The sequence below is a fragment of the Klebsiella michiganensis genome (genome assembly GCA_000963575.1).
GTDB lineage: Bacteria > Pseudomonadota > Gammaproteobacteria > Enterobacterales > Enterobacteriaceae > Cedecea > Cedecea michiganensis_A.
The window spans coordinates 3,262,513-3,286,812 of record CP011077.1; the positions used below are offsets into that span (position 1 = coordinate 3,262,513).

Below are 24,300 nucleotides of genomic sequence, written 5' to 3' on the forward strand. Positions count from 1 at the left end.
GCCGGGGTGAGGGTCATTATCACGCTACTTCAGATCCGCATTATCAAAACTAAACCCGGTATCCGGCATCACGTAGAACCCGGTGAGATTTTTGCTGTGTGCAGAAACCAGTTTTTCCACCACCAGCGGCACCCACGGAGATTCTTTCCAGATAGTGTCCTGGGCATCTTTATACAGCTTCGCTTTCTCTGCCGGCTGGGTGGTTTTCAGCGCATCGGTCAGGTCTTTATCCACCTGAGGATTGCTGTAAAACGCGGTATTAAACAGCGTTGGCGGCCAGTTCTGGGAAGCAAACAGCGGCGACAGCGCCCAGTCAGCCTCACCGGTAGACGCCGACCAGCCGGTGTAGAACATTCTTACGCCGCTCTCTTTCTGCCCTTTCGCCTCCACTTCGGCCGCACGCTGCCCGGCATCCATCGCCGTCACTTTCACCTTAATGCCGACCTGTGCCAGTTGCTGCTGGGTAAACTGCAGCACTTTCTGCGCGGTGCTGTGGTTGTGGGATGACCAAAGCGTGGTTTCAAAGCCGTTCGGGAAGCCTGCCTCTTTCAGCAACGCTTTGGCTTTGGCCGGATCGTAAGGCCAGGGTTTGAATTTCTCAGCATAGGCGAGCGCCGGTGGCACCACGCCTTCTGCCGGCGTAGCAAAGCCGGAGAACGCAACTTTCACCAGCGCCTGGCGGTTAATCGCGTAGTTGATGGCTTCGCGGACTTTCGGGTTATCAAACGGCTTCTGGGTGACATTCATGCTGATATAGCGCTGCATGATAGACGGCGAGGCAACCAGCTCAAGCTTACTGTTTTTCTCCAGCACGCCAGCCTGCTCGTAAGGGATCGGGAACGCGAACTGAGCCTCCCCGGTTTGCAGCATCGCCGCCCGGGTGTTGTTATCCACTACCGGGCGCCAGGTAATGCTGTCCAGCTTCGGCAGGCCTTGCTGCCAGTAACCGGCGAATTTCTTCACCTTCACAAAATCGGTCTGGTTCCAGGTATCCAGCTGGTACGGGCCGGTCCCCACCGGGTGGAAACCGATATCTTTGCCGTATTTCTGCAGCGCAGCCGGGGAGATCATCGCCGTCGCCGGGTGGGCCAGAATGTTGATAAACGCCGAGAACGGCTCTTTTAAGGTGATTTTGACCGTGGAGGGATCGATCGCTTCCGTTTTGGCAATGGTTTTATACAGGTTGTAGCGCTTGAGGTGATTGTCCGGATTGCTGGCGCGGTCGAGGTTGGCTTTTACCGCCTCGGCGTTAAAGTCGGTGCCGTCCTGGAATTTCACGCCAGTGCGCAGCTTGATGGTGTACACCAGGCCATCGTCAGACACTTTGTAGCTTTCTGCCAGCACGTTTTGCAGCTTCATATCTTTATCAAGCCCGAACAGCCCCTGATAGAAAGATTTGGCTACGGCCTGGGACAGCGTGTCATTCGCGTCGTAAGGATCGAGCGTGGTGAAGTTTGAGGCCACCGCTACGACGACATCTTTAGCAGCGAAAGCGGGCGTGGCGATAACGGCGGAGGCAAGTCCCGCCGCCAGAAGCCATTTTTGCGTTGTGTTAGCTGTCATTATTGTTTTCCTTTATAGGCGATTTTCACTGCTGCCGATGGAGTGACGGGCAACAAAATGCCCCGGCCCCACCGCAACCAGCGGTGCTACGTGCGGTTCATCCCCCAGGCTGCGTGTGGCGCTGGGGATCTCATCAGACACTAAAACAGGCTTGCGTCCCTTACGGGTTGGGTCAGCCACCGGCACCGCCGCCATAAGTTTGCGGGTGTATGGATGCTGAGGGTTTTCAAACACGGCGCGGCGTGGGCCAATCTCAACGATCTGGCCCAGATACATCACCGCCACGCGATGGCTGATACGTTCCACGACGGCCATGTCGTGGGAAATAAACAGGAAAGCGATGCCAAACTCACGCTGCAGATCGAGCAGCAGGTTAACGATTTGCGCCCGAATAGAGACATCCAGCGCCGAGACGGACTCATCGGCAATCACCACCTTCGGATTCAGCGCCAGCGCACGGGCAATACAAACCCGTTGCCTCTGGCCACCCGAGAATTCGTGCGGATATCGCCAGGCGTGTTCCGGCTGCAGCCCTACGCGTTCAAGCAGCCAGGCAACGCGCTGCTGTGCCTGTTCTTTGGACATCGCCTGGTGCACCAGCAGTGGTTCCATAATGGAGTAGCCCACCGTCTGGCGCGGATCCAGCGAGGCATACGGATCCTGGAAAATAAACTGAATATCTTTCCGGACGTGCTGCAGCTCGCCGTTAGGCAAATTATCAATACGCTGGCCGTTGAAGGTGATCGTGCCGCCCTGGGTTTCCACCAGCCGCAGCAGTGAGCGCCCGGTGGTCGACTTACCACAGCCGGACTCCCCCACCAGCGCCAGCGTTTCGCCGGGCAGTAAATCAAAACTCACCTTTTCAACAGCATGCACCTGGCGCGTCACCCGGTTGAATATTCCGCTGCGCAGCGGGAAACGAGTCACTAAATCCCGAACTTCCAGCACCGGCTTCGCGCCCTGGGGAATCGTGTCCTGCTCAGTTTCGGGCTCTTGCTGAGTCGACTGCCCTGGCACAATAAGTGGAAATTTACGCGGTAAATCGCTGCCGTTCATGGCGCCCAGCCGCGGGACGGCTGCCAGTAAAGCCTGCGTGTAAGCGTGCTGCGGGTTTTGGAATACTTGCTCAACGGTGCCGGTTTCAACCGCTTCGCCCCGGTACATCACCAGTACCCGGTCGGCGATGTCGGCCACCACGCCCATATCGTGGGTGATAAATATTACGCCCATCTGCATTTCATCCTGCAGGACGCGAATAAGCTGCAGGATCTGTGCCTGGATAGTCACGTCGAGAGCGGTCGTCGGCTCATCGGCTATCAGCACCGCCGGGCGGCAGGAGAGTGCCATGGCAATCATCACTCGCTGGCGCATCCCGCCGGAAAGCTGGTGCGGGTAGCGATTCAGGATGGCCTGAGCTTCAGGAATGCGCACGCGTTCCAGCATACGCTTCGCTTCCGCCAGCGCCGCGCGGCCGTCCAGCTTTTGGTGTAAACGGATGGATTCAGCGATTTGCTCGCCCACGGTGAACACCGGATTAAGCGAGGTCATCGGCTCCTGGAAAATCATCGCCACATCCGCCCCGCGCACGCGACGCATCTGGGCGTGGCTCAGTTCGGGCAGATTTAGTACCTCATTATTGCGCCGGCGCAGCAGCAGCTTGTCGCAGCTAACCTGCCCGCCGCCCTGCTCCAGCAGGCGCATCAGCGCCATCGCCGTGACCGACTTACCGGAACCCGACTCGCCAACGATGGCCAGCGTTTCACCTCGATTAAGGGTCAGGGACAGGTGACGCACCGCGTCGGTGACCTGCTGCTGTTGGCGAAAGCGAATATTGAGGTCGCTAACGGCAAGCACCTGCTCGTCCGGTAGCTCATGACTGTGCGGCATTAACTCTCCTGGTCACGATAAATTCCTACATTCGGGGCATCGCCGACAAAGCCAAAGCCGCGGTACATCCCCTCGCTGTTAAATGGCAGCGCGACGTTCCCCTGATTGTCGATAGCAATCATGCCGCCGCTGCCGCCCAGCGCGGGCAGTTTCTCCATCACCACGCGGTCAACGGCCTGCTGCAGGCTTAGCCCGGCATACTCCATCAGGGCCGCAATATCGTAGGCCGCCAGCGTGCGTATAAAGACTTCGCCCGTACCGGTGCAGGACACGGCGACGTTGGCGTTGTTGGCATAGCAGCCCGCGCCAACTAAGGGAGAATCCCCTACCCGACCCGGCAGTTTATTGGTCATTCCGCCGGTGGAGGTTGCCGCCGCCAGATTCCCTCGTTTATCCAGCGCCACTGCGCCTACCGTGCCAAATTTTTTATCGGCATCAATCGGCTCAGCCCCGTCATGATCCAGCCGCATCTGCTGGCTTTCACGGGCGCGCAGCAGTTGCTGATAGCGTTCTTCGGTAGAAAAAAGTGTTTCATCCACCGGCTCAAGCCCGTGCAGAGCGGCAAAACGCTCGGCTCCTTCGCCAATCATCAGCACATGGGGACTGTTTTCCAGCACCAGTCTTGCCGCCAGAATCGGGTTGCGAATATGGCTCACGCCCGCCACCGCCCCGGCATCCAGGCTGTTGCCGTCCATCACACAGGCATCAAGTTCATGTTTACCTTCGCGGGTAAACACCGACCCTATTCCGGCGTTGAACAGCGGGCACTCTTCCAGCAAACGTACCGCTTCGGTCACCGCGTCCAGCGCGCTGCCGCCGCGTTCAAGGATCTGCTGCCCGACTTCAACAATGCCGGAAAGTGCGCTAATAAATTGCAGCTCTTTTTCCGGCGTCAGGTGGGCGCGGGTCAGGGCTCCGGCCCCGCCATGAATAGCGATAACGGCTTTGGTCATTCGGCATTGCCTGTAGAAAGTGATATCTGGCAGCGTTTTTTCTATAAATATCAGAATCGTTGCCAAACATTGATACGATTTTTGAATATAGAAAGACGTAAAAGTGTTGTAAAGAAAATTGACTTTACCCTGTGAGGCCAGAACCGTCCTGAAAGGGAGAGGAAATGGCGACTTACGAAACTAAAGTCGCCATTTTAAGGTTGCTGACAAAGAGGGAAAAAGCGTGATTGTTCCCTCTTGTGTTCCTCAGCCGAAAATCAACGAATTGATTTTCATATTTTTTTAACGAACCGTCGGGTGTTTTTCCTCTCGTCAGCGATTTGCCACCCGTCTGAAAATGGCAATAACAAAATCTTAGAACTTCGCGCTAATCCCCACGTTGTAGCTGGTCTGGTTCCCGTCGCTTAAGCCTGCCGTTTGTGCAACCGCCGCAAAGGCTGACACGGTATCCGAGAGCGGCATATCGGCCCCAACAGCGATATCAACCCAGTTTTTATCCAGCTCTGCACCGCTGCGGCTGAAGGTCAGCGCCGTGGATTTTAGGCCACCGCTCGCCCGGTAACTGTCATCGCCAAACTGATGTCGGTAGCTGGCCTGTGCCCAGGGATTAATGGCGCCCAGCTTCGTGTCCACGCGCCAGCCCGCGCTGCCGATTTGCGAATGACCATTCTGGTCACCAAAGCGCATAGCGGTGCTGCTACTGCCGTTTTCGCTGTAGCCGTTCACATGGCTGTAATCCCAGGCATATTGCAGTACAGGCCCCGTGGTCAGCCAGCTTGTGACGGGGATATCGTAGCCAGCCGTAAACCTGGCGCCATAAAGTTTGCCGTCAGTATCGCCTTTTTCCGTACGGGTGAGCTGCCCCAGGGTGATGTCGCGCTGGATATTAGTGAAGTCGGCAGAGAGATAATGTACATCCCCGTTAAGCCAGGCCTGGCCCGCACGAAGCTGGCCAAAGAGCGCGGCCTGAAAACCTCGGGTGTCGTAGCGGTAGCTGTGGTCAGGGCGCTGATTATCCAGCGAACCGGCGAGCAGCCCGCCCAGTACCACCTTTTCATTCAGCTGGTAGTCGAGGCCCAGGGTCAGGTTATTGGTGTTTCCTTTGCCGGCGCCGGTTTCACCAGTACCGCTGTACCGCTGATAGCCACCGCTGTAACCGCCAAACACGCCCAGTGAACCAGCGGCGTTATTGCCCTGGCGCAGCTGCTGGTAGCGGCTATCAAGCGTTGCCCTGCTGCCGCGGACCATCGCCTGCGTGCCTTGATTCAGGCTAGTGACCTGCACAGGCGCGACGATAATCGACTCAATATACTGGGCAATAATGCTGTGAACCTGAGGGCTCGGGTGGAAATGATCGGCAAACAGATAAGCCTGAGCAGCGTTAAATCCAGGCGTGGAGCTGGTGCAGTCGGTCGCCGCCACGCCGGCCGGGCAGGCCATTCCGGCGGTATTTGTCAGGCCGAATGCCTGAGGGTTGGCCAGAATTTCCTGGAAGACGCCGTTGATATCCGCCCGGGCGATATTGCCACCATGCTGAAGCAAGGCCTGATCCTCAGCGCTGTTGTAGAACGTGGTGAGCAAAGCAGCCTGCTGCACGGCCTGATCGTAGGCGGCTATCAACTGAGCGGCCACGCCTTGCTGAATAAGTGGATCAGGGCTGACGACGGAAGCCGCCGCCCGCAGCGCCTGATGAATGGCCTGCTGGCGGCTCGCCAGATCCGGCGTTTGCGCCGCGTCCAAAGAGGTATAGGCGGCCTGAATAGCTGGCGTGGCCGCAGCGCCAAGCCCGGTGCTAAGAACCAGTTCCATTAGCGTAGGCGTCGCGCCGATATTCGGGACGTTAGGCACCACCACCAGCCCTGCCCCCGCATCAAGCAAGGCCCCGACCTGCGCGGCGGCGTTGGTCGCACTGTTGGCGGCAATACCCTGCGCCAGCGCCGGCTGAGTGGCGGCCGCGGCAAGGTCATTGCCACCGATCCAGTGAATGTATAAGCCGTTTCCGTCCGCTCGGCCACCGGTCTGACTTAGATAACGCTGAACCTGGTTTTGGGTATTATCCGCCGGATTTAGCGTGGGCACCGAGGTTGCACCACCTGCGGCATAGTTGCTCCCGCCCTCGCGGGAGGGGGTCAGCGCCAGGCCATAATGCTCGGCGAGCTGTTCGTCATAGAGTTTGTTCTGGCTGTTGTTCCAGGTCCAGCGCCCGTTGTTGCCGGTATCGCTGAGGCTGTCGCCAAAAACGGTAAGGGAATCAAAAGCAAATGCTGATGAGGTGAAACTCACCGCGACGGCCAGGATACTGAATTTGAATGCATTTTGTTTGCTTATCATCGGTTCTTCCTTGCAGGTTTTGTATTAGCCACAATGACTATAGCCAATGGCGATTGACGCGCAGGCCAAGCGTAATGCAGAAACGTGACAACGTGATGTAACGCATGTCCGACCACTGGTGAACCGTTTTTGCTGATCCCGGGCATGCCGCCAGGCGACGTTTTCTGCCATACTAAGCCCTTATTTTGCCCCTGCCCCTGGAGTCATGAATGGAATTTACCGCCGGGCTGATCCCGCTTGAAACCGCGCTAGAACAGATGCTGTCCCGTATTCATCCATTGTCTGAAACAGAAACCCTGCCGCTGCTGCAGGCAACAGGCCGCGTCACGGCCGCCCCGGTGGTCTCCCCGCTCGATGTCCCGGGTTTCGATAACTCAGCGATGGACGGCTATGCGGTACGGCTGGCGGATATCAAAGCCGGTGGCGCCCTGCCCGTCGCCGGCAAAGCGTTTGCCGGGCAACCTTTTAGCGACGAATGGCCGGCGGGCACCTGCGTGCGTATCATGACCGGCGCGCCTATTCCCGTGGGTGCCGAAGCCGTTGTTATGCAAGAAGAGACGGAAGTCACCGAAAGTGGCGTACGTTTTAACGCCAGCGTGAAGAACGGCCAGAATATTCGCCGCCGCGGCGAGGATATCCACCAGGGTGCCAGCGTGCTGGCCGCAGGCGTGCAGCTGACCGCCGCCGAACTGCCGCTGATTGCTTCTCTGGGCATCCCGGACGTTAAGGTTTACCGCAAAGTGCGTGCCGCGGTGTTCTCGACCGGAGACGAACTCCAGCTTCCGGGCCAGCCGCTGGCCGAAGGTCAAATCTACGATACCAACCGTCTGGCGGTTCACATCATGCTGGATAAACTGGGCTGCGAAGTCATCGACCTCGGCATCGTGCGTGATGACCAGGATGCCCTTCGCGCGGTGTTTAACGAAGCAGACAGCCGCGCCGACGTCGTCATCAGCAGCGGTGGCGTTTCCGTAGGCGAAGCCGATTACACCAAACAAATTCTCGAAGAGCTGGGCGAAGTCGGCTTCTGGAAGCTGGCAATCAAGCCGGGCAAACCGTTTGCCTTCGGACGCCTGAAAAACAGTTGGTTCTGCGGCCTGCCGGGCAATCCGGTTTCCGCCGCGCTGACCTTCTACCAGTTAGTACAGCCGCTGCTGGCCAAACTGAGCGGCCAACTCGGTAGCCCTCTGCCGCCGCGCATGCGCGTACGCACCGTCGGCAAGTTGAAGAAATCCCCTGGCCGCCTCGACTTCCAGCGCGGCATTCTCCGCCGCAATGAGCAAGGCGACCTTGAAGTGTTGAGCACCGGGCATCAGGGCTCGCATATCTTCAGCTCCTTCAGCCAGGCCAACTGTTTTGTGGTGCTGGAGCGCGAGCGCGGCGATGTAGAGGCCGGAGAATGGGTTGAGGTCGAACCGTTTAACCCGCTGTTCGGAGGCTGAAATGGTCGAGCTTAGCGATGAGGAAATGCTGCGCTACAACCGCCAGATTGTGCTGCGCGGCTTTGACTTTGAGGGCCAGGAGAAGCTGAAAGCTTCGCGAGCTCTCATCGTCGGACTGGGCGGGCTGGGCTGCGCTGCGGCCCAGTATCTGGCGGCGGCGGGCGTGGGTCATCTCACGCTGCTCGATTTCGATACCGTTTCGCGGTCGAACCTTCAGCGGCAAACGCTGCACCGCGACGCCACCCTTGGGAAACCAAAGGTGGATTCCGCTCGTGACGCACTGGCGGCGATTAATCCGCACATCCAGATTGAGACGGTCAATGCCCTGCTTGAAGAGCCGCAGCTTGATGAGCTGGTAGCAAAGCATGATGCCGTCCTGGACTGCACAGATAATGTAACCATTCGCAATCAGCTTAACCGCTGCTGCCACCGGCACAGGACGCCGCTGGTTTCCGGGGCGGCGATTCGTATGGAAGGGCAGATAAGCGTGTTCACGTATCAGGCTAACGAGCCCTGCTATCGCTGCTTGAGCCGTCTGTTTGGCGAAAGTACGCTGAGCTGCGTGGAGGCGGGCGTCATGGCGCCGCTGGTCGGGATTATCGGCTCACTCGAGGCGATGGAAGCCATCAAGCTGCTGGCAAACTACGGCACGCCGGCCCGTGGGAAAATAGTGCTTTACGATGCGATGACCTGCCAGTTCAGGGAGATGAAGCTGGCACGTAACCCGCAGTGTGAAGTCTGCGGGTAGAAACATAAACGGGGATATTGCTATCCCCGTTTTTTTTTAGACCGCCAGGTCGGTGAGCATCACCTTGGCGATTTCGAAGTAAATCAGCAGCCCTGTGCCATCAATCAAGGTAGTGATAAACGGCGCAGACACCACGGCAGGATCGATATTCACCTTACGCAGCAGCATGGGAATAATCGATGAAACAATCGCGCTCCAGACGGTGATAGCGATAAGCGTCAGGCTGACCACCATCATCACTTCCATACCCACGCCCAGCATCCACGCCCGAATAAACCCGGCGGTGCCGATCGTTAAGGCAATGAGCACCGAGGCCGAGATCTCCTTACGCAGGATTGCCCCCAAATCCTTTAGCCCCACTTCGCCGAGCGCCATCGCCCTGACCAGCGTCGAGGTTATCTGCGTCCCGGTGTTCCCGCCGGTGCCAATCAGCAACGGGATAAAGAACGCCAGCGCAATCGCCGCTTCGAGCTGATCTTCAAACGATTTAATCACTGAACTGGTGTAAGCCTCGGCCACGAATAGCAGCAGCAGCCAGACAGATCTTTTGCGCCACAGCGTAAAGACGCTGCTTTGCAGGTAAGGCGTTTCCAGCGGCGACGAAGCGCCCTGCAGCTGGCTGTCCAGCGTGTTCTCATCCTCAAGCAGTTGCGCAATTTCCTGCGGGCCCAGCACGCCTTTCAGCTTGCCGTAGCTCAACACGGGAATATAGTTAGTGCCCGCCTTTTTGATTTCAACGCAGGCCTCATGGCGCGTTTTTTCCGGCGTTAATGAGAACGCAACGGATCTCATCAAGTCGCTCAGCAGCGCCTCTTTGTCTGCCTGCAGCAGCGATTTTACCGGCACGAGGCCAAACAGATGGCCATCATCGTCCACCACAAATATCTGCGACGGGATCTGCTCATTTTTAATGCCCGAACAGAACAACGCCTGCGCCTGTGCCACCGGCGTACCCGGCGGTAAAGCGATATAGTCCTGGCTCAGGTAAGCCAGCACGGTGTTTTGTGAGTCTGAGGATGGCAGTTTGACGGACACGGCCAGTGAAGCGAGGGAGTGCGCTGAGGTATTAGTTGAAAAGGTCATGATTTTTCCCCGGTTACTGTTTTAAAAATAAACAGTCCTCATCCTGGGGCGAAGCAAGATATGAGAGTGCTGACGCTATCTCCATGTCTCGGTTTTATCACTGTACAACGTATCCCCAAAAGCGGGGGAAGTTACCTGGGGTTATACCTTCGCTCGATATAGCCTGTCCTAATCTTGGGCGTCTCTCGACGTCGTCAGATCAGCAACCTATGTTTGTACAGGAGCCTCGCCTAACGAGATACTGCAAGTCTTCCGCGGCCTATAGTAGGGATTTAAACTTCGGGCGCAAGGCAAAGAGCCTGCGCTGTTTAGGGTTTATTTATGCTTTTTTTCTGCTCAGTCGTAGAGTTTATCACTGGCCACCGCCGGACGCCCTTTACCGGTTCCCACTCGCCGCACTGACTCCTGCACCTTCAGCGTACCGGCCAGGAGAATATTCACCACTGGCGCTTCCGGGCGCATCAGGCGCTGCTGAAGCAGCTGAACCGCCTCCTCCCCCAGCTCGTCCCTGGGAACATGAACCGAGGTTAATGGCACATCATGGATTTCGACCAGGTTAAAGCCGTCGATGCTCATCACCGACATATCCTGCGGCACGCGCAGCCCGGCTTTTTGCAAAGCGCTAACGGCGCCTGCTGCCATAAAGTCACCGCCGACTAACAGCGCGCTCGGCCACGCCGGTCGAGGCGTAGCCGCCAGATAGTCACTGATTAAAGCCTCGCTCTCTTTGGCGCCAAAGCTTTGGGCAACCAGCAAATGTCTGGTCTCATCAAACGACAAATTACGACAGTCCCACGCATCCCGGATCCCGGCGAGGCGCAGCTCCATGGTGTAGCGACGCAGACACATGAGCGTCAGCACCCCTTTATGTCCCATGTCGAACAGGTAGTTTGCGGCAAAGCGACCCGTCATCAGGTGATCCGGCGCCACGCCTGAAAGACGCATTTTGCGATCCTGGCAGTTGATAAGGACACAAGGCTTGCCCAAGTCCGCAGCTAAATCATGAATATGCGTATCATCAATTCCCAACAGCAGGGCCGCTTCCGTTTCCGGCTCGTTCATCTTGCTGAGGAACAACCCGGTATCACTGTCATTCTCTTCCAGCGCGCAGAAGCGCAGCCTGGCATCGTGGGAAAGCAACGCCTTGCCGATGCCCTGCATCACCCGGTAATAAAAAACATCCAGCCGCTCATCAAACGCCCGTCGGGGCGCGAACACCACCAGACTGTTGACCAATAATCTGCCAGCGGCAATTCCCTGCAATACCCCCTTCTCTTTGGCGCAGGCCAGAACCTGCCGGCGGGCGGAGTCGCTGGTATTCCCCTTGCCCGCCAGCACGCGGGAAACGGTGCTAATTGATAGCCCCGTCTGGGCGGCAATTTCGGCGATTTTTAGCGTTTTTCTCATTTTGTGATCGACACCCGTTTGTGAAATGAAAAAATTTTCATGGCCACGGCAACGCCATAGTGCCGTAAAAAAGGCACCATTTCTTCGCTCAAGATCCAGATGATGAAAATATTTGCAAAAATTGCGCTATTGGTTGGTTGATAACTCAATTACGCTCCATTTTGTTGACCAATAAGGTTCGCATCTAGAACAAAAAATAAATTAAACACATAAAAATCAAACAATTAAATTACACCCATCGCCAAAAATAGTGGCATACCAATTCTACTAATACCCTACAAGGTGGAGTGAACTATGAGTCATGGCATCGATCAACCGATAACCGCCGTTAAGGCAGGACGCATTTTCCGGCATCTGCGCTGGTGGGTTCTGGTTCTGTTCTTACTTGGCGTCACCGTGAACTACATCACGCGTAATGCGCTGGGGATCCTGGCGCCTGAGCTGAAAACCTCTCTCGGCATTACCACCGAACAATACTCCTGGATTGTCGGCGCCTTTCAGCTGGCCTATACCCTGTTCCAGCCCATCTGCGGCTGGCTGATAGACGTGATTGGCCTGAAAATCGGCTTTCTGATCTGCGCCACTATCTGGGCGGTGATGTGCATGCTTCATGCGGGAGCCGGGAGCTGGTTACAGCTGGCAATTTTGCGCTTCATGATGGGTGGGGCGGAGGCTGCGGCCACGCCCGCCAATGCCAAAACGCTGGGTGAATGGTTCCCGAAAAAAGAACGGCCGATTGCCGCTGGCTGGGCCGGGGTAGGTTTTTCCATCGGCGCGATGCTGGCTCCGCCTATTATCTACTTCGCCCACAGCTTTTTTGGCTGGCAGGGCGCGTTTATGTTCAGCGGTGCGCTGGCGTTAGGGTGGGTTGTATTGTGGTGGCTGTTTTATCACAACCCGGAGCAGCACCCGAACCTGAGCAAGGAAGAGCTGGAGTTCATCAAGCAGGATAACGAGCCGCCCGCCGTGAAACTGCCCTTCTTCACAGCCCTGAAGACCGTCTCCAAAAACAAACGTTTTTACGGTATCGCTATTCCGGCCTTTATGGCAGAGCCCGCCTGGGCGGTACTGAGCTTCTGGGTTCCCCTTTACCTGGCTAATGAACGAGGCATGGATCTTAAGCAAATTGCCATGTTCGCCTGGCTCCCGTTCCTGGCCGCCGATATTGGCAGCGTTGCCAGCGGGTATCTGACCAAAGTTTATGCCCGCCTGTTCGGCTGCTCGCGCACAAACTCCGTGGTTGCCAGCTCGGTCACCGGCGCTTTTCTGATGCTCTCTCTGGCGCTGGTTGCCGTCACCAAAGATCCCTGGATTGCCATCCTGCTTATCTCCATCGGCGGCTTCGGGCACCAGATTATCTCCTGCATGCTCAGCGCACTGGTGGTGGACTCGTTTGATAAAGGCCAGATGGCCACCGTCAACGGCATGCGCGGCTCCGCGGCCTGGATTGCCAGCTTTATCTTCTCCCTGATTATCGGCGTGACCGCCGACAAGATTGGCTTTAACCCGCTGTTTATCGCCATGGGCTTTTTTGATCTTATCGGTGCGGTGTTCCTGGTGGCGTTTATCGCCGAACGTCGCGCAAAACGTACCTGAATGGATGGTCTCTCATGAAAACACTTAAGAACTGGACGCTCGCCAGCCAGAATGACAGCCAGGTTATCCTGACTCTCGACGGTAAGCATTCTCTGCACCTGTTTGTGCTGGAAGATAAGCTGTTTCGTGTGCTGATCAAGCGGCGGCAGAGCCTGGCGCTTGACCGCACCTGGAGCATTGCCCCGCAGCAGGATGTCCCCTGGGAGGGGCGAGACCGCGAAAGCCTCGCCGGGTTTACCCTGCCCGGCTTCACGCTGGTACAGCAGGCCGATTGCCTCATTATCAGTAGCGAAAGCCTGCGCGTGACCGTGCATCAGCCGCTGTATCTGGAATGGGAATACAAATCCGAACGGGGCGAATGGCTGCCTCTCGCCTGTGACCGCCCCACCAGCGCCTACCAGCTTAACGCCCACGGCGATGGCGTGGCTCACTATCAGCGGCGCTTTGCCGGAGAACGCTTTTACGGGCTAGGTGAAAAAGCCGGGCCGCTCAACCGCACCGGCAGGCGCTATGAGATGCGAAATCTGGATGCCATGGGCTATAACGCGGAATCTACCGACCCGCTCTATAAACATATCCCCTTTACCATTACGCGCCGGGATGACGTCAGCTTTGGCCTGTTCTATGACAATCTGAGCAGTTGCTGGCTGGACCTGGGCAACGAGATAGACAACTATCACCTGGCCTACCGCCGCTGGCAGGCGGAAGCCGGCGATCTGGACTATTACCTGTTTCTCGGCCCGCGCGTGCTGGACGTCACCAAAGCATTCGTGCGCCTGACCGGTAAGACCTTCTTCGGCCCAAAATGGAGCCTCGGCTACAGCGGCTCAACGATGCACTACACCGACGCGCCAGACGCCCAAAATCAGCTCATGAACTTTATCCGGCTGAGTCAGCAGCATGGGATTCCGTGTGACTCTTTCCAGCTTTCGTCAGGCTATACCTCCATCAATAATAAACGCTACGTGTTTAACTGGAACTATGAAAAAGTGCCGCAGCCGAAGGTGATGAGCCAGACGTTTATGGCGGCAGGTATCCGCCTTGCGGCCAACATTAAGCCTTGTCTACTGCAGGATCATCCGCGCTATGAGGAGGTCGCCAAAGGCGGGCTGTTTATCAAAGATTCGGAATCCGATACGCCAGAACGCTCCAGCTTCTGGGACGATGAAGGCTCTCATCTGGACTTCACCAACCCGGCCACGGTGAAATGGTGGCAGGCTGGCGTCACCACCCAGCTACTGGAAATGGGCATTGGCTCCACCTGGAACGACAACAACGAATACGAAGTGTGGGACGGGGAAGCTCGCTGTCACGGCTTTGGCCAGCCAATAGCCATCAAACATATTCGCCCGGTCATGCCGCTGCTGATGATGCGCGCCTCAATGGAGGCTCAGCAGAAATTTGCCCCGGAAAAGCGCCCCTATCTGATTTCCCGTTCCGGCTGTGCCGGGATGCAGCGCTACGTCCAGACGTGGAGCGGCGACAATCGCACCAGTTGGGAGACGCTGCGCTACAACACGCGGATGGGGGTGGGGATGAGCCTGTCCGGCCTGTTTAACGTTGGGCATGACGTCGGCGGTTTTTCGGGTGATAAACCCGACGCCGAGCTTTTCGTGCGCTGGGTTCAGAACGGCGTGATGCATCCGCGCTTTACCATCCATTCCTGGAATGATGACCACACCGTTAACGAGCCGTGGATGTATCCGGCTGTCACTCCGGCTATCCGCAGCGCCATTGAGCTGCGTTACCGCCTGCTGCCCTATTTCTACACGCTGCTGTGGCAGGCACATGCGGATGATGAACCCATGCTGCGCCCTACATTCCTCGACCATGAACACGACGTGAAGTCATTTGACGAATGCGATGAATTCCTGCTGGGCCGGGATCTGTTAGTGGCCAGCGTGGTAGAGCCGGGGCAGCGCGAGCGTGCTTTATGGCTGCCGGACAACGAGCACGGCTGGTATGACTATTACACCGGCCAGTGGTTTAGCGGCGGCCAGACAATCACCCTGCCCGCACCGCTTGAGCGTCTGCCTCTGCTGGTTCGTGCCGGTGCGGCTCTGCCTCACAGCGAACGTATCAGCTACGTTTCCCCACAGGACGATACCGTTCGTGAACTGAAGATTTACCCGCTGCAAGGCGCAGGCGTATCCCGCGGCATGCTGTTTGAGGATGACGGAGAATCCTGGGGCTATAAAGATGGCAACGCGCTCTGGCTTAGCTGGGAAATAACCGGTACGGCTGAAACAATCAACGTGGCCTTTAGCCGTAAGGGGGATTATCTGCCCGCGTGGCGCGAGATTAAGCTGTCTCTGCCTGAGGGCGAGCAGCGGCGGCTGTTGGTGAACGGTGTGGAATGCGAGGTGTGGGAGCTGTAGCGGCCCCTCACCCCGGCCCTCTCCCCAAAGGGGCGAGGGAGAAAAAACAGGAAGTTTATCCCTTCAGAAGTAACTCGGGGGAAAAACCGCAGGAGGTAGATGTCTCAATCTGCCTCCTCTCCCTTTTAGGGAGAAATACCTCGGTCTGTCCCCTCTCCCTTTTAGGGAGAAATATCTCGGTCTGTCCCCTCTCCCTTTTAGGGAGAAATATCTCGGTCTGTCCCCTCTCCCTTTTAGGGAGAGGGTTCGGGTGAGGGTAAAATTACCCGTCGATCCCTTTGCTGCGCAGGTAATCTTCGTAGCCGCCGGTGAAGTCAATCACGCGCTCTGGGGTAATTTCCAGCACGCGAGTAGCCAGCGAGCTAACAAATTCCCGGTCGTGGGAAACGAAGATCAGCGTCCCCTGATACATCTCCAGCGCCATGTTAAGCGATTCGATGGATTCCATATCCAGGTGGTTGGTCGGTTCGTCCATGATCAGGATGTTTGGTTTTTCCATCATCAGCTTGCCGAACAGCATACGGCCTTTCTCACCCCCGGAGAGGACTTTAGCAGGCTTCTTAATGTCGTCCTGGCTGAACAGCAGACGGCCAAGGATGCTGCGCACCGCCTGCTCGTCGTCGCCTTCCTGCTTCCACTGGCTCATCCAGTCGAAGACGGTCAGATCGTTTTCGAACTCGTATTCGTGATCCTGCGCGTAATAACCAATCTGAGCATTTTCAGACCACTTCACGCTGCCGCTTTCCGGGGTCAGCTCGCCGACGAGGGTTTTCAGCATGGTGGATTTACCCACGCCGTTGGCGCCCAGAATGGCAATCTTCTCGCCCACTTCCAGCAGCAGGTTGAAGTTTTTAAACAGCGGGCCGTTCTCAAACCCTTTAGTCAGCGCTTCAACCTCAAGGGCGTTACGGAACAGTTTCTTATCCTGCTCGAAGCGGATGAACGGGTTCTGACGGCTGGAGGCCTTCACTTCGTCCAGCTTAATTTTATCAATCTGACGGGCACGAGAGGTTGCCTGGCGAGATTTGGATGCGTTGGCGCTGAAGCGGCTCACGAAGGATTGCAGGTCCGCAATCTGCGCTTTCTTCTTCGCGTTGTCCGCCAGCAGGCGCTCGCGAGCCTGAGTTGCCGCCGTCATATACTCGTCGTAGTTGCCCGGGTAAACGCGCAGCTCGCCGTAGTCCAGATCGGCCATATGGGTGCAGACCATGTTCAGGAAGTGACGGTCGTGCGAGATGATTATCATGGTGCTGTCGCGTTCGTTCAGCGTCTGCTCCAGCCAGCGGATAGTGTCGATATCCAGGTTGTTCGTTGGTTCGTCGAGCAGCAGGATGTCCGGGTTGGAGAACAGCGCCTGCGCCAGCAGCACACGCAGTTTCCAGCCTGGTGCCACTTCGCTCATCGGGCCGTAGTGCTGCTCCAGCGGAATGCCCACGCCAAGCAGCAATTCACCTGCGCGCGCTTCTGCGGTGTAACCGTCCATCTCGCCGTATTTCACTTCGAGGTCGGCAACTTTGTAACCGTCTTCTTCGCTCATTTCCGGCAGGGCATAAATGCGGTCGCGTTCCTGTTTCACTTCCCACAGCTCGCCGTGGCCCATGATGACGGTGTCGAGCACGGTGAATTTCTCGAAGGCGAACTGATCCTGACGCAGCTTACCGATGCGCTCGTTTGGGTCGAGAGAAACGTTGCCAAGGGTAGGTTCTAGGTCCCCGCCGAGGATTTTCATGAACGTGGATTTGCCGCTTCCGTTCGCGCCAATCAGGCCGTAACGGTTGCCGCCGCCAAATTTAACGGAGATATTTTCGAACAGCGGTTTGCTGCCAAACTGCATGGTAACGTTGCTGGATACAAGCACTGGTATGTCCTGGAGAAATAAGTTGTCGAGATTTTGGAATGTGATTTCGGCCACATTATGCCATAACTATGATAAAGGTTCGCCCCGCATCTTCACCGTACAATAGTTAATCAGTGTGAAAAAATTGTGATTTCATCCACATCTGATTTCCCAGATGAATGTAATGCACATATAATGCGCGGCTGAATCGTCCATGAACACTCACTAGCTGGCCCGTCTGGCATAACATCTCGCACAACATGAATATGAAATTACGCTCGCTCTTACTGGCTTTTGTGGCTGTCGCGTCTTTCTCAGCTTCCGCCGTGACTTATCCGTTACCGACTAACGGCAGCCGCCTGGTTGGTGAAAACCAGGTTATCACTATTCCGGAAGGCAGCACCGCGCCGCTGGAAGAGTATGCTTCCCAGTACCAGATGGGACTGTCTAACATGCTGGAAGCTAACCCGGGGATTGACCCGTACCTGCCTAAAGCCGGTACCATCCTGAACATCCCTCAGCAGCTGATCCTGCCGGACACCGTGCATGAAGGGATTGTGATTAACAGCGCCGAAATGCGCCTCTACTACTACCCGAAAGGCACTAATACCGTGATCGTGCTGCCAATCGGCATCGGCCAGTTGGGGAAAGATACCCCGATCAACTGGACCACCAAGGTAGAGCGTAAGAAAGCGGGCCCAACCTGGACCCCTACCGCGAAAATGCACGCAGAATATGCCGCAGCCGGTACGCCACTGCCGGCCGTTGTACCCGCCGGCCCGGATAACCCAATGGGCCTGTACGCGCTGTATATCGGCAACCTGTATGCAATTCACGGCACCAACGCCAACTTCGGTATCGGCCTGCGCGTAAGCCACGGCTGCGTGCGTCTGCGTAATGAAGACATCAAGTTCCTGTTCGACAACGTGCCGGTCGGCACCCGCGTTCAGTTTATTGATGAGCCGGTAAAAGCCACCACCGAACCGGACGGCAGCCGCTACATCGAGGTTCACAACCCGCTTTCCACCACCGAAGCGCAGTTTAACTCCGATGAAATCGTGCCGATTAAACTGACCAGCAGCGTGCAGAAAGTGACTGCTCAGTCTGACGTTGACACCACCGTTGTTGACCAGGCGATTCAGAATCGTTCCGGGATGCCGGTTCGTCTGAACTAAGTAAAAGCAGATTGTATGAAGGCGGCCTCCGGGCCGCTTTTTTATTGCCTGAAATCCGTCCGGCAACCTTCACGCAGGGAATGTTTGTTATGCTGATAATTCATGATGTGATGGATAGCACAACTTTGAGTTTAATTGTATGATGAATGTGTTTCTTAAAGGGTAACCTCCATGCGTAACTCGTTCACGATAATCTGGCAGTATATTCGCGCTTTTATCTTAATTTACCTGTGCTTATACGCCGGTATTTTTGTCGCCTCTTTACTGCCTATCGTCATTCCAGGCAGCATTATCGGTATGCTGATTTTGTTTGTACTGCTGTCGCTGCAAATCCTGCCGGCGAAGTGGGTAAAACCCAGCTGCCATTTGCTGATTCGCTATATGGCCCTGCTGTTCGTGCCCATTGGCGTAGGCGTTATGCAGTATTACGACGTGCTAAAAGCTCAGTTTGGCCCGGTGGTGGTTTCCTGTTTAATCAGTACGCTGGTGGTGCTTGTTATCGTGAGCTGGAGTTCACACCTGGTGCACGGCGAAAGAAAAGTGATTGGTGAAGGCGAGGCAGAGAAAAAATGATGCACTTTATATGGTGGTCTTTACCGTTAACGCTGGTGGTGTTTTTCGCCGCCCGCAAGCTGGCCGCCCGCCTGAAATCCCCACTGCTCAACCCGCTGCTGGTTTGCATGGTGGTGATCATTCCTTTTTTATTGGTGACCGGCATTCCTTACGACCACTATTTTAAAGGCAGTGAAGTGCTCAACGACCTGCTGCAGCCGGCGGTGGTGGCGCTGGCTTTCCCGCTTTATGAGCAGATTCACCAGATCCGCGCTCGCTGGAAGTCCATTATCACCATCTGCTTTATTGGCAGCATGGTAGCGATGTCCACCGGCACCTCAATTGCGCTGCTGATGGGGGCTTCCCCGGAAATTGCCGCTTCGGTTCTGCCGAAATCCGTTACCACGCCGATTGCGATGGCGGTGGGCGGCGGCATTGGCGGTATCCCGGCTATCAGCGCCGTCTGCGTTATCTTCGTCGGTATTCTTGGCGCCGTATTTGGCCACACCCTGCTGAACATGATGCGTATCAATACCAAAGCCTCGCGGGGCCTGGCGATGGGGACAGCTTCTCACGCACTAGGCACCGCTCGCTGCGCGGAACTCGATTTTCAGGAAGGGGCTTTTAGCTCGCTGGCGCTGGTCATTTGCGGGGTCATGACCTCACTTATCGCCCCGTTCTTATTCCCGGTGCTGCTGAAGCTCTTCGGCTAAAACTTGCGAGAGATCGCGCATTTTCATATTTGTTTTCATAAGTTGCACAGACAATTAGAAGTAGATCACATATTTGGCCTATACAGATCCGTAAACTACGTTTCCGTTACCCTTTATGAGGCTTTAACATGCGTTCACGTTTTGATGCTGCCGTTGTGCAACTCCCCGCCGCGCTGCAAACCGCTTTGCAACCCCTGCTTGCCGACGAACACTTCCCGGCTATGTTTACCGCGGCCGAAGTTGAAGCGCTAAAACATCAAACCGGGCTGGGTGACGATGACCTGGCTTTCGCCCTGCTGCCGCTGGCCGCTGCCTGCGCCCGCGCGGACCTCTCGCATTTTAACGTGGGTGCCGTCGCACGAGGCGTCAGCGGAAATCTCTATTTTGGTGGCAATATGGAGTTTCTTGGTGCCACCATGCAGCAAACCGTGCACGCCGAACAAAGCGCCATTACCCATGCGTGGATGCGCGGCGAAAAAAGCCTGGTTGATATCACGGTCAATTACACCCCCTGCGGCCACTGCCGCCAGTTTATGAATGAACTGAACAGCGGCACCGCACTTCGTATTCATTTGCCTGGCCGCCAGCCTTCAACCCTTGGTGAGTATCTGCCGGATGCCTTTGGCCCGCGCGATCTGGACATCAAAACGCTGCTGCTGGATGAAGAAAATCACGGTTTTGCGCTGAAAGGTGATGCCCTGACTCAGGCGGCTATCACAGCGGCTAACCGCAGCCATGCGCCATACAGCAAAGCCCCGGCGGGCGTTGCTCTGGAAATGGTAGACGGCAAAATCTTCACCGGCTGTTATGCGGAAAACGCCGCGTTCAACCCTTCTCTGCCGCCGCTGCAGGCTGCGCTGAACCTGCTTTCACTTAATGGTTACGACTACCCGCAAATTAAGCGCGCCGTGCTGGCAGAAAAATTCGATGCGCCGCTGCTGCAGTGGGATGCCACCTCCGCCACGCTGAAAGCTCTGGGCTGTGAGGCCGTTGAGCGCGTTAATATTGCTCAATAATTCTTCAGGGCGGGTGTACCCACACTCGCATTGTTGAAATTTGCCCCAACTGAACCCGCGTTTCTTGCTCTTGAGGGCCGGGTAAAGTAGCCTTGGATGAAATTTCATCCCGCGAATGAGTCTGCAAGTTCATGTTGAAGCGCGTGTTTTACAGCCTGCTTATTGTTATCGGCTTAACGCTGGCCGCTGCGCTCGGGCTCGACCGCTGGATCAGCTGGAAAACTGCGCCCTACGTCTACGATGAACTGCAGGACCTGCCCTATCGCCAGGTTGGCGTAGTGCTCGGCACGGCCAAGTACTACCGTACCGGCGTCATCAATCAGTATTACCTGTACCGCATTCAGGGTGCGCTGAATGCCTACAACAGCGGCAAGGTGAACTACCTGCTGCTGAGCGGCGATAACGCGCAGCAAAGCTACAACGAGCCGATGACCATGCGCAAAGACTTGATTGCCGGCGGCGTTGATCCGGCGGATATCGTGCTGGACTATGCCGGCTTCCGCACGCTGGACTCTATCGTTCGCACCCGCAAGGTGTTTGATACCAACGACTTCATTATCATTACCCAACGCTTCCACTGCGAACGTGCATTGTTTATTGCTCTGCACATGGGGATCCAGGCGCAGTGCTACGCGGTACCTTCCCCAAAAAACATGCTCACTGTTCGGATGCGTGAATTTGGTGCCCGCCTGGGCGCATTAGCCGATCTCTATCTCTTCAAACGCGAGCCGCGTTTCCTTGGTCCATTAGTCCCTATTCCGTCCCTGCAGGAAGTCCCTGAAGACGCGCAGGCCTACCCGGCAGTCACGCCAGAGCAACTGCTGGAAATACAGAAAAAAGAGAAGAAATGAGATCTGCTTTAACGCAGAGCAAAAAAAGCCCGCACATTGTTTGGCGGGCTTTTTTGCACATCACAGGAATTATTTCTTACGCGCGTACTTCAGAGAGTCCAGCGCCACGGCGAAGATGATGATGCCGCCCTTAATAATGTACTGCCAGTAAGGGTTCACGCCGATATAGGTCAGGCCGTAGTTGATAACCGTAAAGATGATAACCCCGGTCACCACGCCCAGTACCGTCCCCACCCCGCCGCTGAACGACACGCCGCCGACCACGCACGCCGCAATCGCATCCAGCTCATACATAAAGCCGAGGTTGTTGGTGGCCGAACCGATACGCCCCGCTTCCAGCATCCCGCCAAAGGCATAAAACACGCCAGACAGGGCATAAATCATGATCAGGTTCAGCGCCACGTTAACGCCGGACACTTTCGCCGCTTCCGGGTTGCCCCCGATAGCGAAGATGTTTTTCCCGAAGCGGGTTTTGTTCCAAAGCACCCAGACGAACAGCACCGCAAACAGGGCGTAGAACGTGATATAGGACAGGCGGAAGCTGCCCAGCGCAATAAAGCCCTGTGTGAAGGTCGAGAAGTGAGAATCAAAACCGGAAATCGGCGATGCCCCCACGAAGTCGTAATACAGGGAGTTGATCCCGTACACGATGATCATGGTGCCCAGGGTGGTAATAAACGGCGTCACGTTCAGGTAGGCAATGATAATCCCGTTCACCAGGCCAATCACCGCGCCCACGGCGCAAACAATCAGCAGCACCAGCGGAATCGGCATCGTGTGCATGTCCGGGAACACCTTGTTGACGTTATCCATGGATTGCAAAAGCGTTGCCGCGACAACCGCCGCCAGCCCAACCTGACGCCCCGCGGACAAGTCGGTCCCCTGGGTCACAATCAGCCCGGCCACGCCCAGCGCGATAATAATACGCACCGAGGACTGAGTCAGAATGTTACTCAGGTTAAGCAGACTTAAGAAGGTCGGATCCTGGAAAATGATGATCGCCAGCAGCACCAGCAGCACCACGTAGATGCCGCCCTCTTTTAGATAAGTTAGAAAACTCTTCTTATTTAACGCACTCATTTTTAATAGCCCCTAAATCATCACAGGTGCACAGACGCAAGACGGAGGATTTCGTTCTGCGTTGTTGTTTTGGTGTCTACAATTCCGGCCACGAGCCCGTTGCTCATGACCAGAATACGGTCTGTAATCCCTAACAATTCCGGCATCTCGGACGAAATGATAATGATCCCTTTCCCTTTTTTGGCCAGTTCGGCAATCAGTTGGTAAATCTCAAACTTGGCGCCAACGTCAATGCCGCGCGTCGGTTCATCCAGCATCAGGATTTCCGGTTGAGTAAGCAGCCAGCGGCCAATAATGACTTTTTGCTGGTTACCGCCGGACAGTGAGCCGATGGAGGTCCGGTGCCCCGGCGTTTTCACGCGCATGGAGTCGATAACCCACTGGGTATCGCTTTTCATGCGGGAGTTATCCAGCAGGCCGACCTTGTTTTTGTAATTACGAATATTGGAAATGAGTGAGTTAAAGCCGATATCCAGGTAGGCGTAAATCCCGGTCGAGCGGCGCTCTTCAGTCACCAGCGCAAAGCCGTGATTAATCGCTTCGTTCGCGCTGCTGTTGTTAATCTTTTTGCCGTGCAGCTTAATGGTGCCGCCAGATTTTTCGCGGATACCAAACAGCGTTTCCACAATGTCGGTACGCTTCGCGCCGACCAGGCCGGCAATGCCGAGGATTTCCCCTTTGTGCAGATCAAAGGAAATATCGCGAATCGATGGCTGCCGCAGCGAGGTCAGGTTGCGTACTTCGAGGATAACTTCGCCCGGCACGTTGGATTTGTCCGGGAAGCGTTGGTTCAGGGAGCGGCCCACCATCATGGCGATGATTTTGTCCATATCCAGCCCTTCCAGCGGCTGGGTGGCAATCCACTGCCCGTCGCGCAAAATAGTAATTTCATCGCACAGCTGGAATATTTCTTCCATTTTATGGGAGATATAAACAATGCCGCAGCCGCGATCTTTTAATTTGCGAATGATTTTAAAAAGATGATTAACTTCTTTTTCCGTCAGCGATGACGTTGGCTCGTCCATAATAACGATTTTGGCGTTATAGGAAAAAGCCTTGGCGATTTCAATCATTTGCATTTGAGAAACAGATAGCGTACCGACGCGGGCTCGCGGGTCGATATCAATATCCAGCTCGTCAAATATCTCTTTGGTGTCGCGGTACATTTTATCCTGATCGACAAACACGCCTTTGGTCGGGTAGCGCCCAAGCCACATGTTGTCCATCACGGTGCGCTGCAGAACCAGGTTAAGCTCCTGATGCACCATAGAAATACCGTTTTCCAGCGCCTCTTTCGTGCTGCTGAAATTCACCTCTTTTCCCTGAAAAAGGATACTGCCGGAATCTTTGCTGTAGATCCCAAAAAGGCATTTCAATAATGTCGATTTGCCCGCACCGTTTTCACCCATCAGGGCGTGAATAGAGTGTGGACGCACTTTTAAATTAACATTATCCAGTGCCTTGACGCCGGGGAAGGATTTATTAATGCCGGTCATTTCCAGCAAAAATTCCGTCGGCGTAGCTGAGTTATTGTCGACCATAATTATACCTGTGTCGCTGAGTAACTGGCCTAAAGCCGGGCGCAGGGTTCTGCGCCCGTATACAACAAAAAAACGTTATACCCTTAATAATTCGAGCTGCAGGACAAAAGACTTTCAAGTCTTTTGAACAGCGCATTGCGCTTGCCC

18 protein-coding genes are annotated in these 24,300 nt (G+C 55.8%); 9 read left to right on the forward strand and 9 right to left on the reverse strand.

Annotation, left to right across the window (positions count from 1 at the left end):
• Positions 1-24: 24 nt before the first annotated feature.
• The 4 genes from VW41_15070 to VW41_15085 all read right to left on the reverse strand — a co-directional run bounded on the left by VW41_15070 (position 25) and on the right by VW41_15085 (position 6,734).
• Positions 25-1,563 (reverse strand): glutathione ABC transporter substrate-binding protein, encoded by a 1,539-nt coding sequence (locus tag VW41_15070; protein AJZ90245.1) that lies wholly within the window; start codon positions 1,561-1,563, stop codon positions 25-27.
• Positions 1,564-1,575: 12 nt separating this feature from the next.
• Positions 1,576-3,450 carry a glutathione ABC transporter ATP-binding protein gene (locus VW41_15075; protein AJZ90246.1) on the reverse strand — a complete coding sequence of 625 codons (1,875 nt, stop codon included), beginning with the start codon at positions 3,448-3,450 and terminating at the stop codon, positions 1,576-1,578.
• Positions 3,450-4,403, reverse strand: coding sequence for an isoaspartyl peptidase (locus VW41_15080; GenBank protein AJZ90247.1), 954 nt, complete (start codon positions 4,401-4,403; stop codon positions 3,450-3,452). Before VW41_15080 ends, VW41_15075 begins: the two co-directional genes overlap by 1 nt.
• A gap of 354 nt (positions 4,404-4,757) precedes the next feature.
• Entirely contained in the window at positions 4,758-6,734 is a 1,977-nt protein-coding gene (locus VW41_15085) for a lipase (GenBank protein AJZ90248.1), read from the reverse strand.
• A 209-nt stretch (positions 6,735-6,943) separates the two neighbouring features.
• Between VW41_15085 and VW41_15090 the strand changes: the two genes are divergently transcribed.
• Together VW41_15090 and VW41_15095 are read left to right on the forward strand one after the other, a co-directional pair.
• Positions 6,944-8,176 carry a molybdopterin biosynthesis protein MoeA gene (locus tag VW41_15090; protein AJZ90249.1) on the forward strand — a complete coding sequence of 411 codons (1,233 nt, stop codon included), beginning with the start codon at positions 6,944-6,946 and terminating at the stop codon, positions 8,174-8,176.
• A 1-nt stretch (position 8,177) separates the two neighbouring features.
• Entirely contained in the window at positions 8,178-8,924 is a 747-nt protein-coding gene (locus VW41_15095) for a molybdopterin-synthase adenylyltransferase (protein ID AJZ90250.1), read from the forward strand.
• Between the two features lie 36 nt (positions 8,925-8,960).
• Here the strand turns inward: VW41_15095 and VW41_15100 are convergent, their stop codons facing one another.
• Together VW41_15100 and VW41_15105 are read right to left on the reverse strand one after the other, a co-directional pair.
• Positions 8,961-10,007, reverse strand: a complete 1,047-nt coding sequence (locus VW41_15100) for a magnesium transporter (GenBank protein AJZ90251.1) — start codon at positions 10,005-10,007, stop codon at positions 8,961-8,963.
• 336 nt (positions 10,008-10,343) lie between these two features.
• Positions 10,344-11,414, reverse strand: coding sequence for a cytochrome C peroxidase (locus tag VW41_15105; protein ID AJZ90252.1), 1,071 nt, complete (start codon positions 11,412-11,414; stop codon positions 10,344-10,346).
• 294 nt (positions 11,415-11,708) lie between these two features.
• Between VW41_15105 and VW41_15110 the strand changes: the two genes are divergently transcribed.
• Together VW41_15110 and VW41_15115 are read left to right on the forward strand one after the other, a co-directional pair.
• On the forward strand, positions 11,709-13,010 hold the full coding sequence (locus VW41_15110) for a hexuronate transporter (protein ID AJZ90253.1): 1,302 nt from the start codon (positions 11,709-11,711) through the stop codon (positions 13,008-13,010).
• A gap of 14 nt (positions 13,011-13,024) precedes the next feature.
• The gene (locus VW41_15115) at positions 13,025-15,388 is read left to right on the forward strand and encodes an alpha-glucosidase (protein AJZ90254.1); all 2,364 of its coding nucleotides are present in this window, start codon (positions 13,025-13,027) and stop codon (positions 15,386-15,388) included.
• A 262-nt stretch (positions 15,389-15,650) separates the two neighbouring features.
• Here VW41_15115 and VW41_15120 read toward each other — a convergent pair whose 3' ends face one another.
• Positions 15,651-17,246, reverse strand: a complete 1,596-nt coding sequence (locus VW41_15120) for an ABC transporter ATP-binding protein (GenBank protein AJZ90255.1) — start codon at positions 17,244-17,246, stop codon at positions 15,651-15,653.
• A gap of 239 nt (positions 17,247-17,485) precedes the next feature.
• On the opposite strand from VW41_15120, the gene VW41_15125 reads away from it, so the two are divergent.
• The 5 genes from VW41_15125 (at position 17,486) to VW41_15145 (ending at position 21,532) form a co-directional block, all read left to right on the forward strand.
• A complete protein-coding gene (locus VW41_15125) occupies positions 17,486-18,400 on the forward strand; it encodes a L,D-transpeptidase (protein AJZ90256.1) in 915 nt (304 codons plus the stop codon).
• Positions 18,401-18,571: 171 nt separating this feature from the next.
• On the forward strand, positions 18,572-18,973 hold the full coding sequence (locus VW41_15130) for a hypothetical protein (GenBank protein ID AJZ90257.1): 402 nt from the start codon (positions 18,572-18,574) through the stop codon (positions 18,971-18,973).
• Positions 18,970-19,665 (forward strand): hypothetical protein, encoded by a 696-nt coding sequence (locus tag VW41_15135; GenBank protein ID AJZ90258.1) that lies wholly within the window; start codon positions 18,970-18,972, stop codon positions 19,663-19,665. Before VW41_15130 ends, VW41_15135 begins: the two co-directional genes overlap by 4 nt.
• A gap of 128 nt (positions 19,666-19,793) precedes the next feature.
• Entirely contained in the window at positions 19,794-20,681 is an 888-nt protein-coding gene (locus tag VW41_15140; protein ID AJZ90259.1) for a cytidine deaminase, read from the forward strand.
• Positions 20,682-20,812: 131 nt separating this feature from the next.
• Entirely contained in the window at positions 20,813-21,532 is a 720-nt protein-coding gene (locus VW41_15145) for a vancomycin high temperature exclusion protein (protein ID AJZ90260.1), read from the forward strand.
• Between the two features lie 69 nt (positions 21,533-21,601).
• Here the strand turns inward: VW41_15145 and mglC are convergent, their stop codons facing one another.
• Both mglC and VW41_15155 read right to left on the reverse strand, forming a co-directional pair.
• Positions 21,602-22,612, reverse strand: coding sequence for a beta-methylgalactoside transporter permease (mglC, locus tag VW41_15150; GenBank protein AJZ90261.1), 1,011 nt, complete (start codon positions 22,610-22,612; stop codon positions 21,602-21,604).
• Between the two features lie 20 nt (positions 22,613-22,632).
• Positions 22,633-24,153 carry a sugar ABC transporter ATP-binding protein gene (locus tag VW41_15155; GenBank protein AJZ90262.1) on the reverse strand — a complete coding sequence of 507 codons (1,521 nt, stop codon included), beginning with the start codon at positions 24,151-24,153 and terminating at the stop codon, positions 22,633-22,635.
• Between the last annotated feature and the right edge of the window lie 147 nt (positions 24,154-24,300).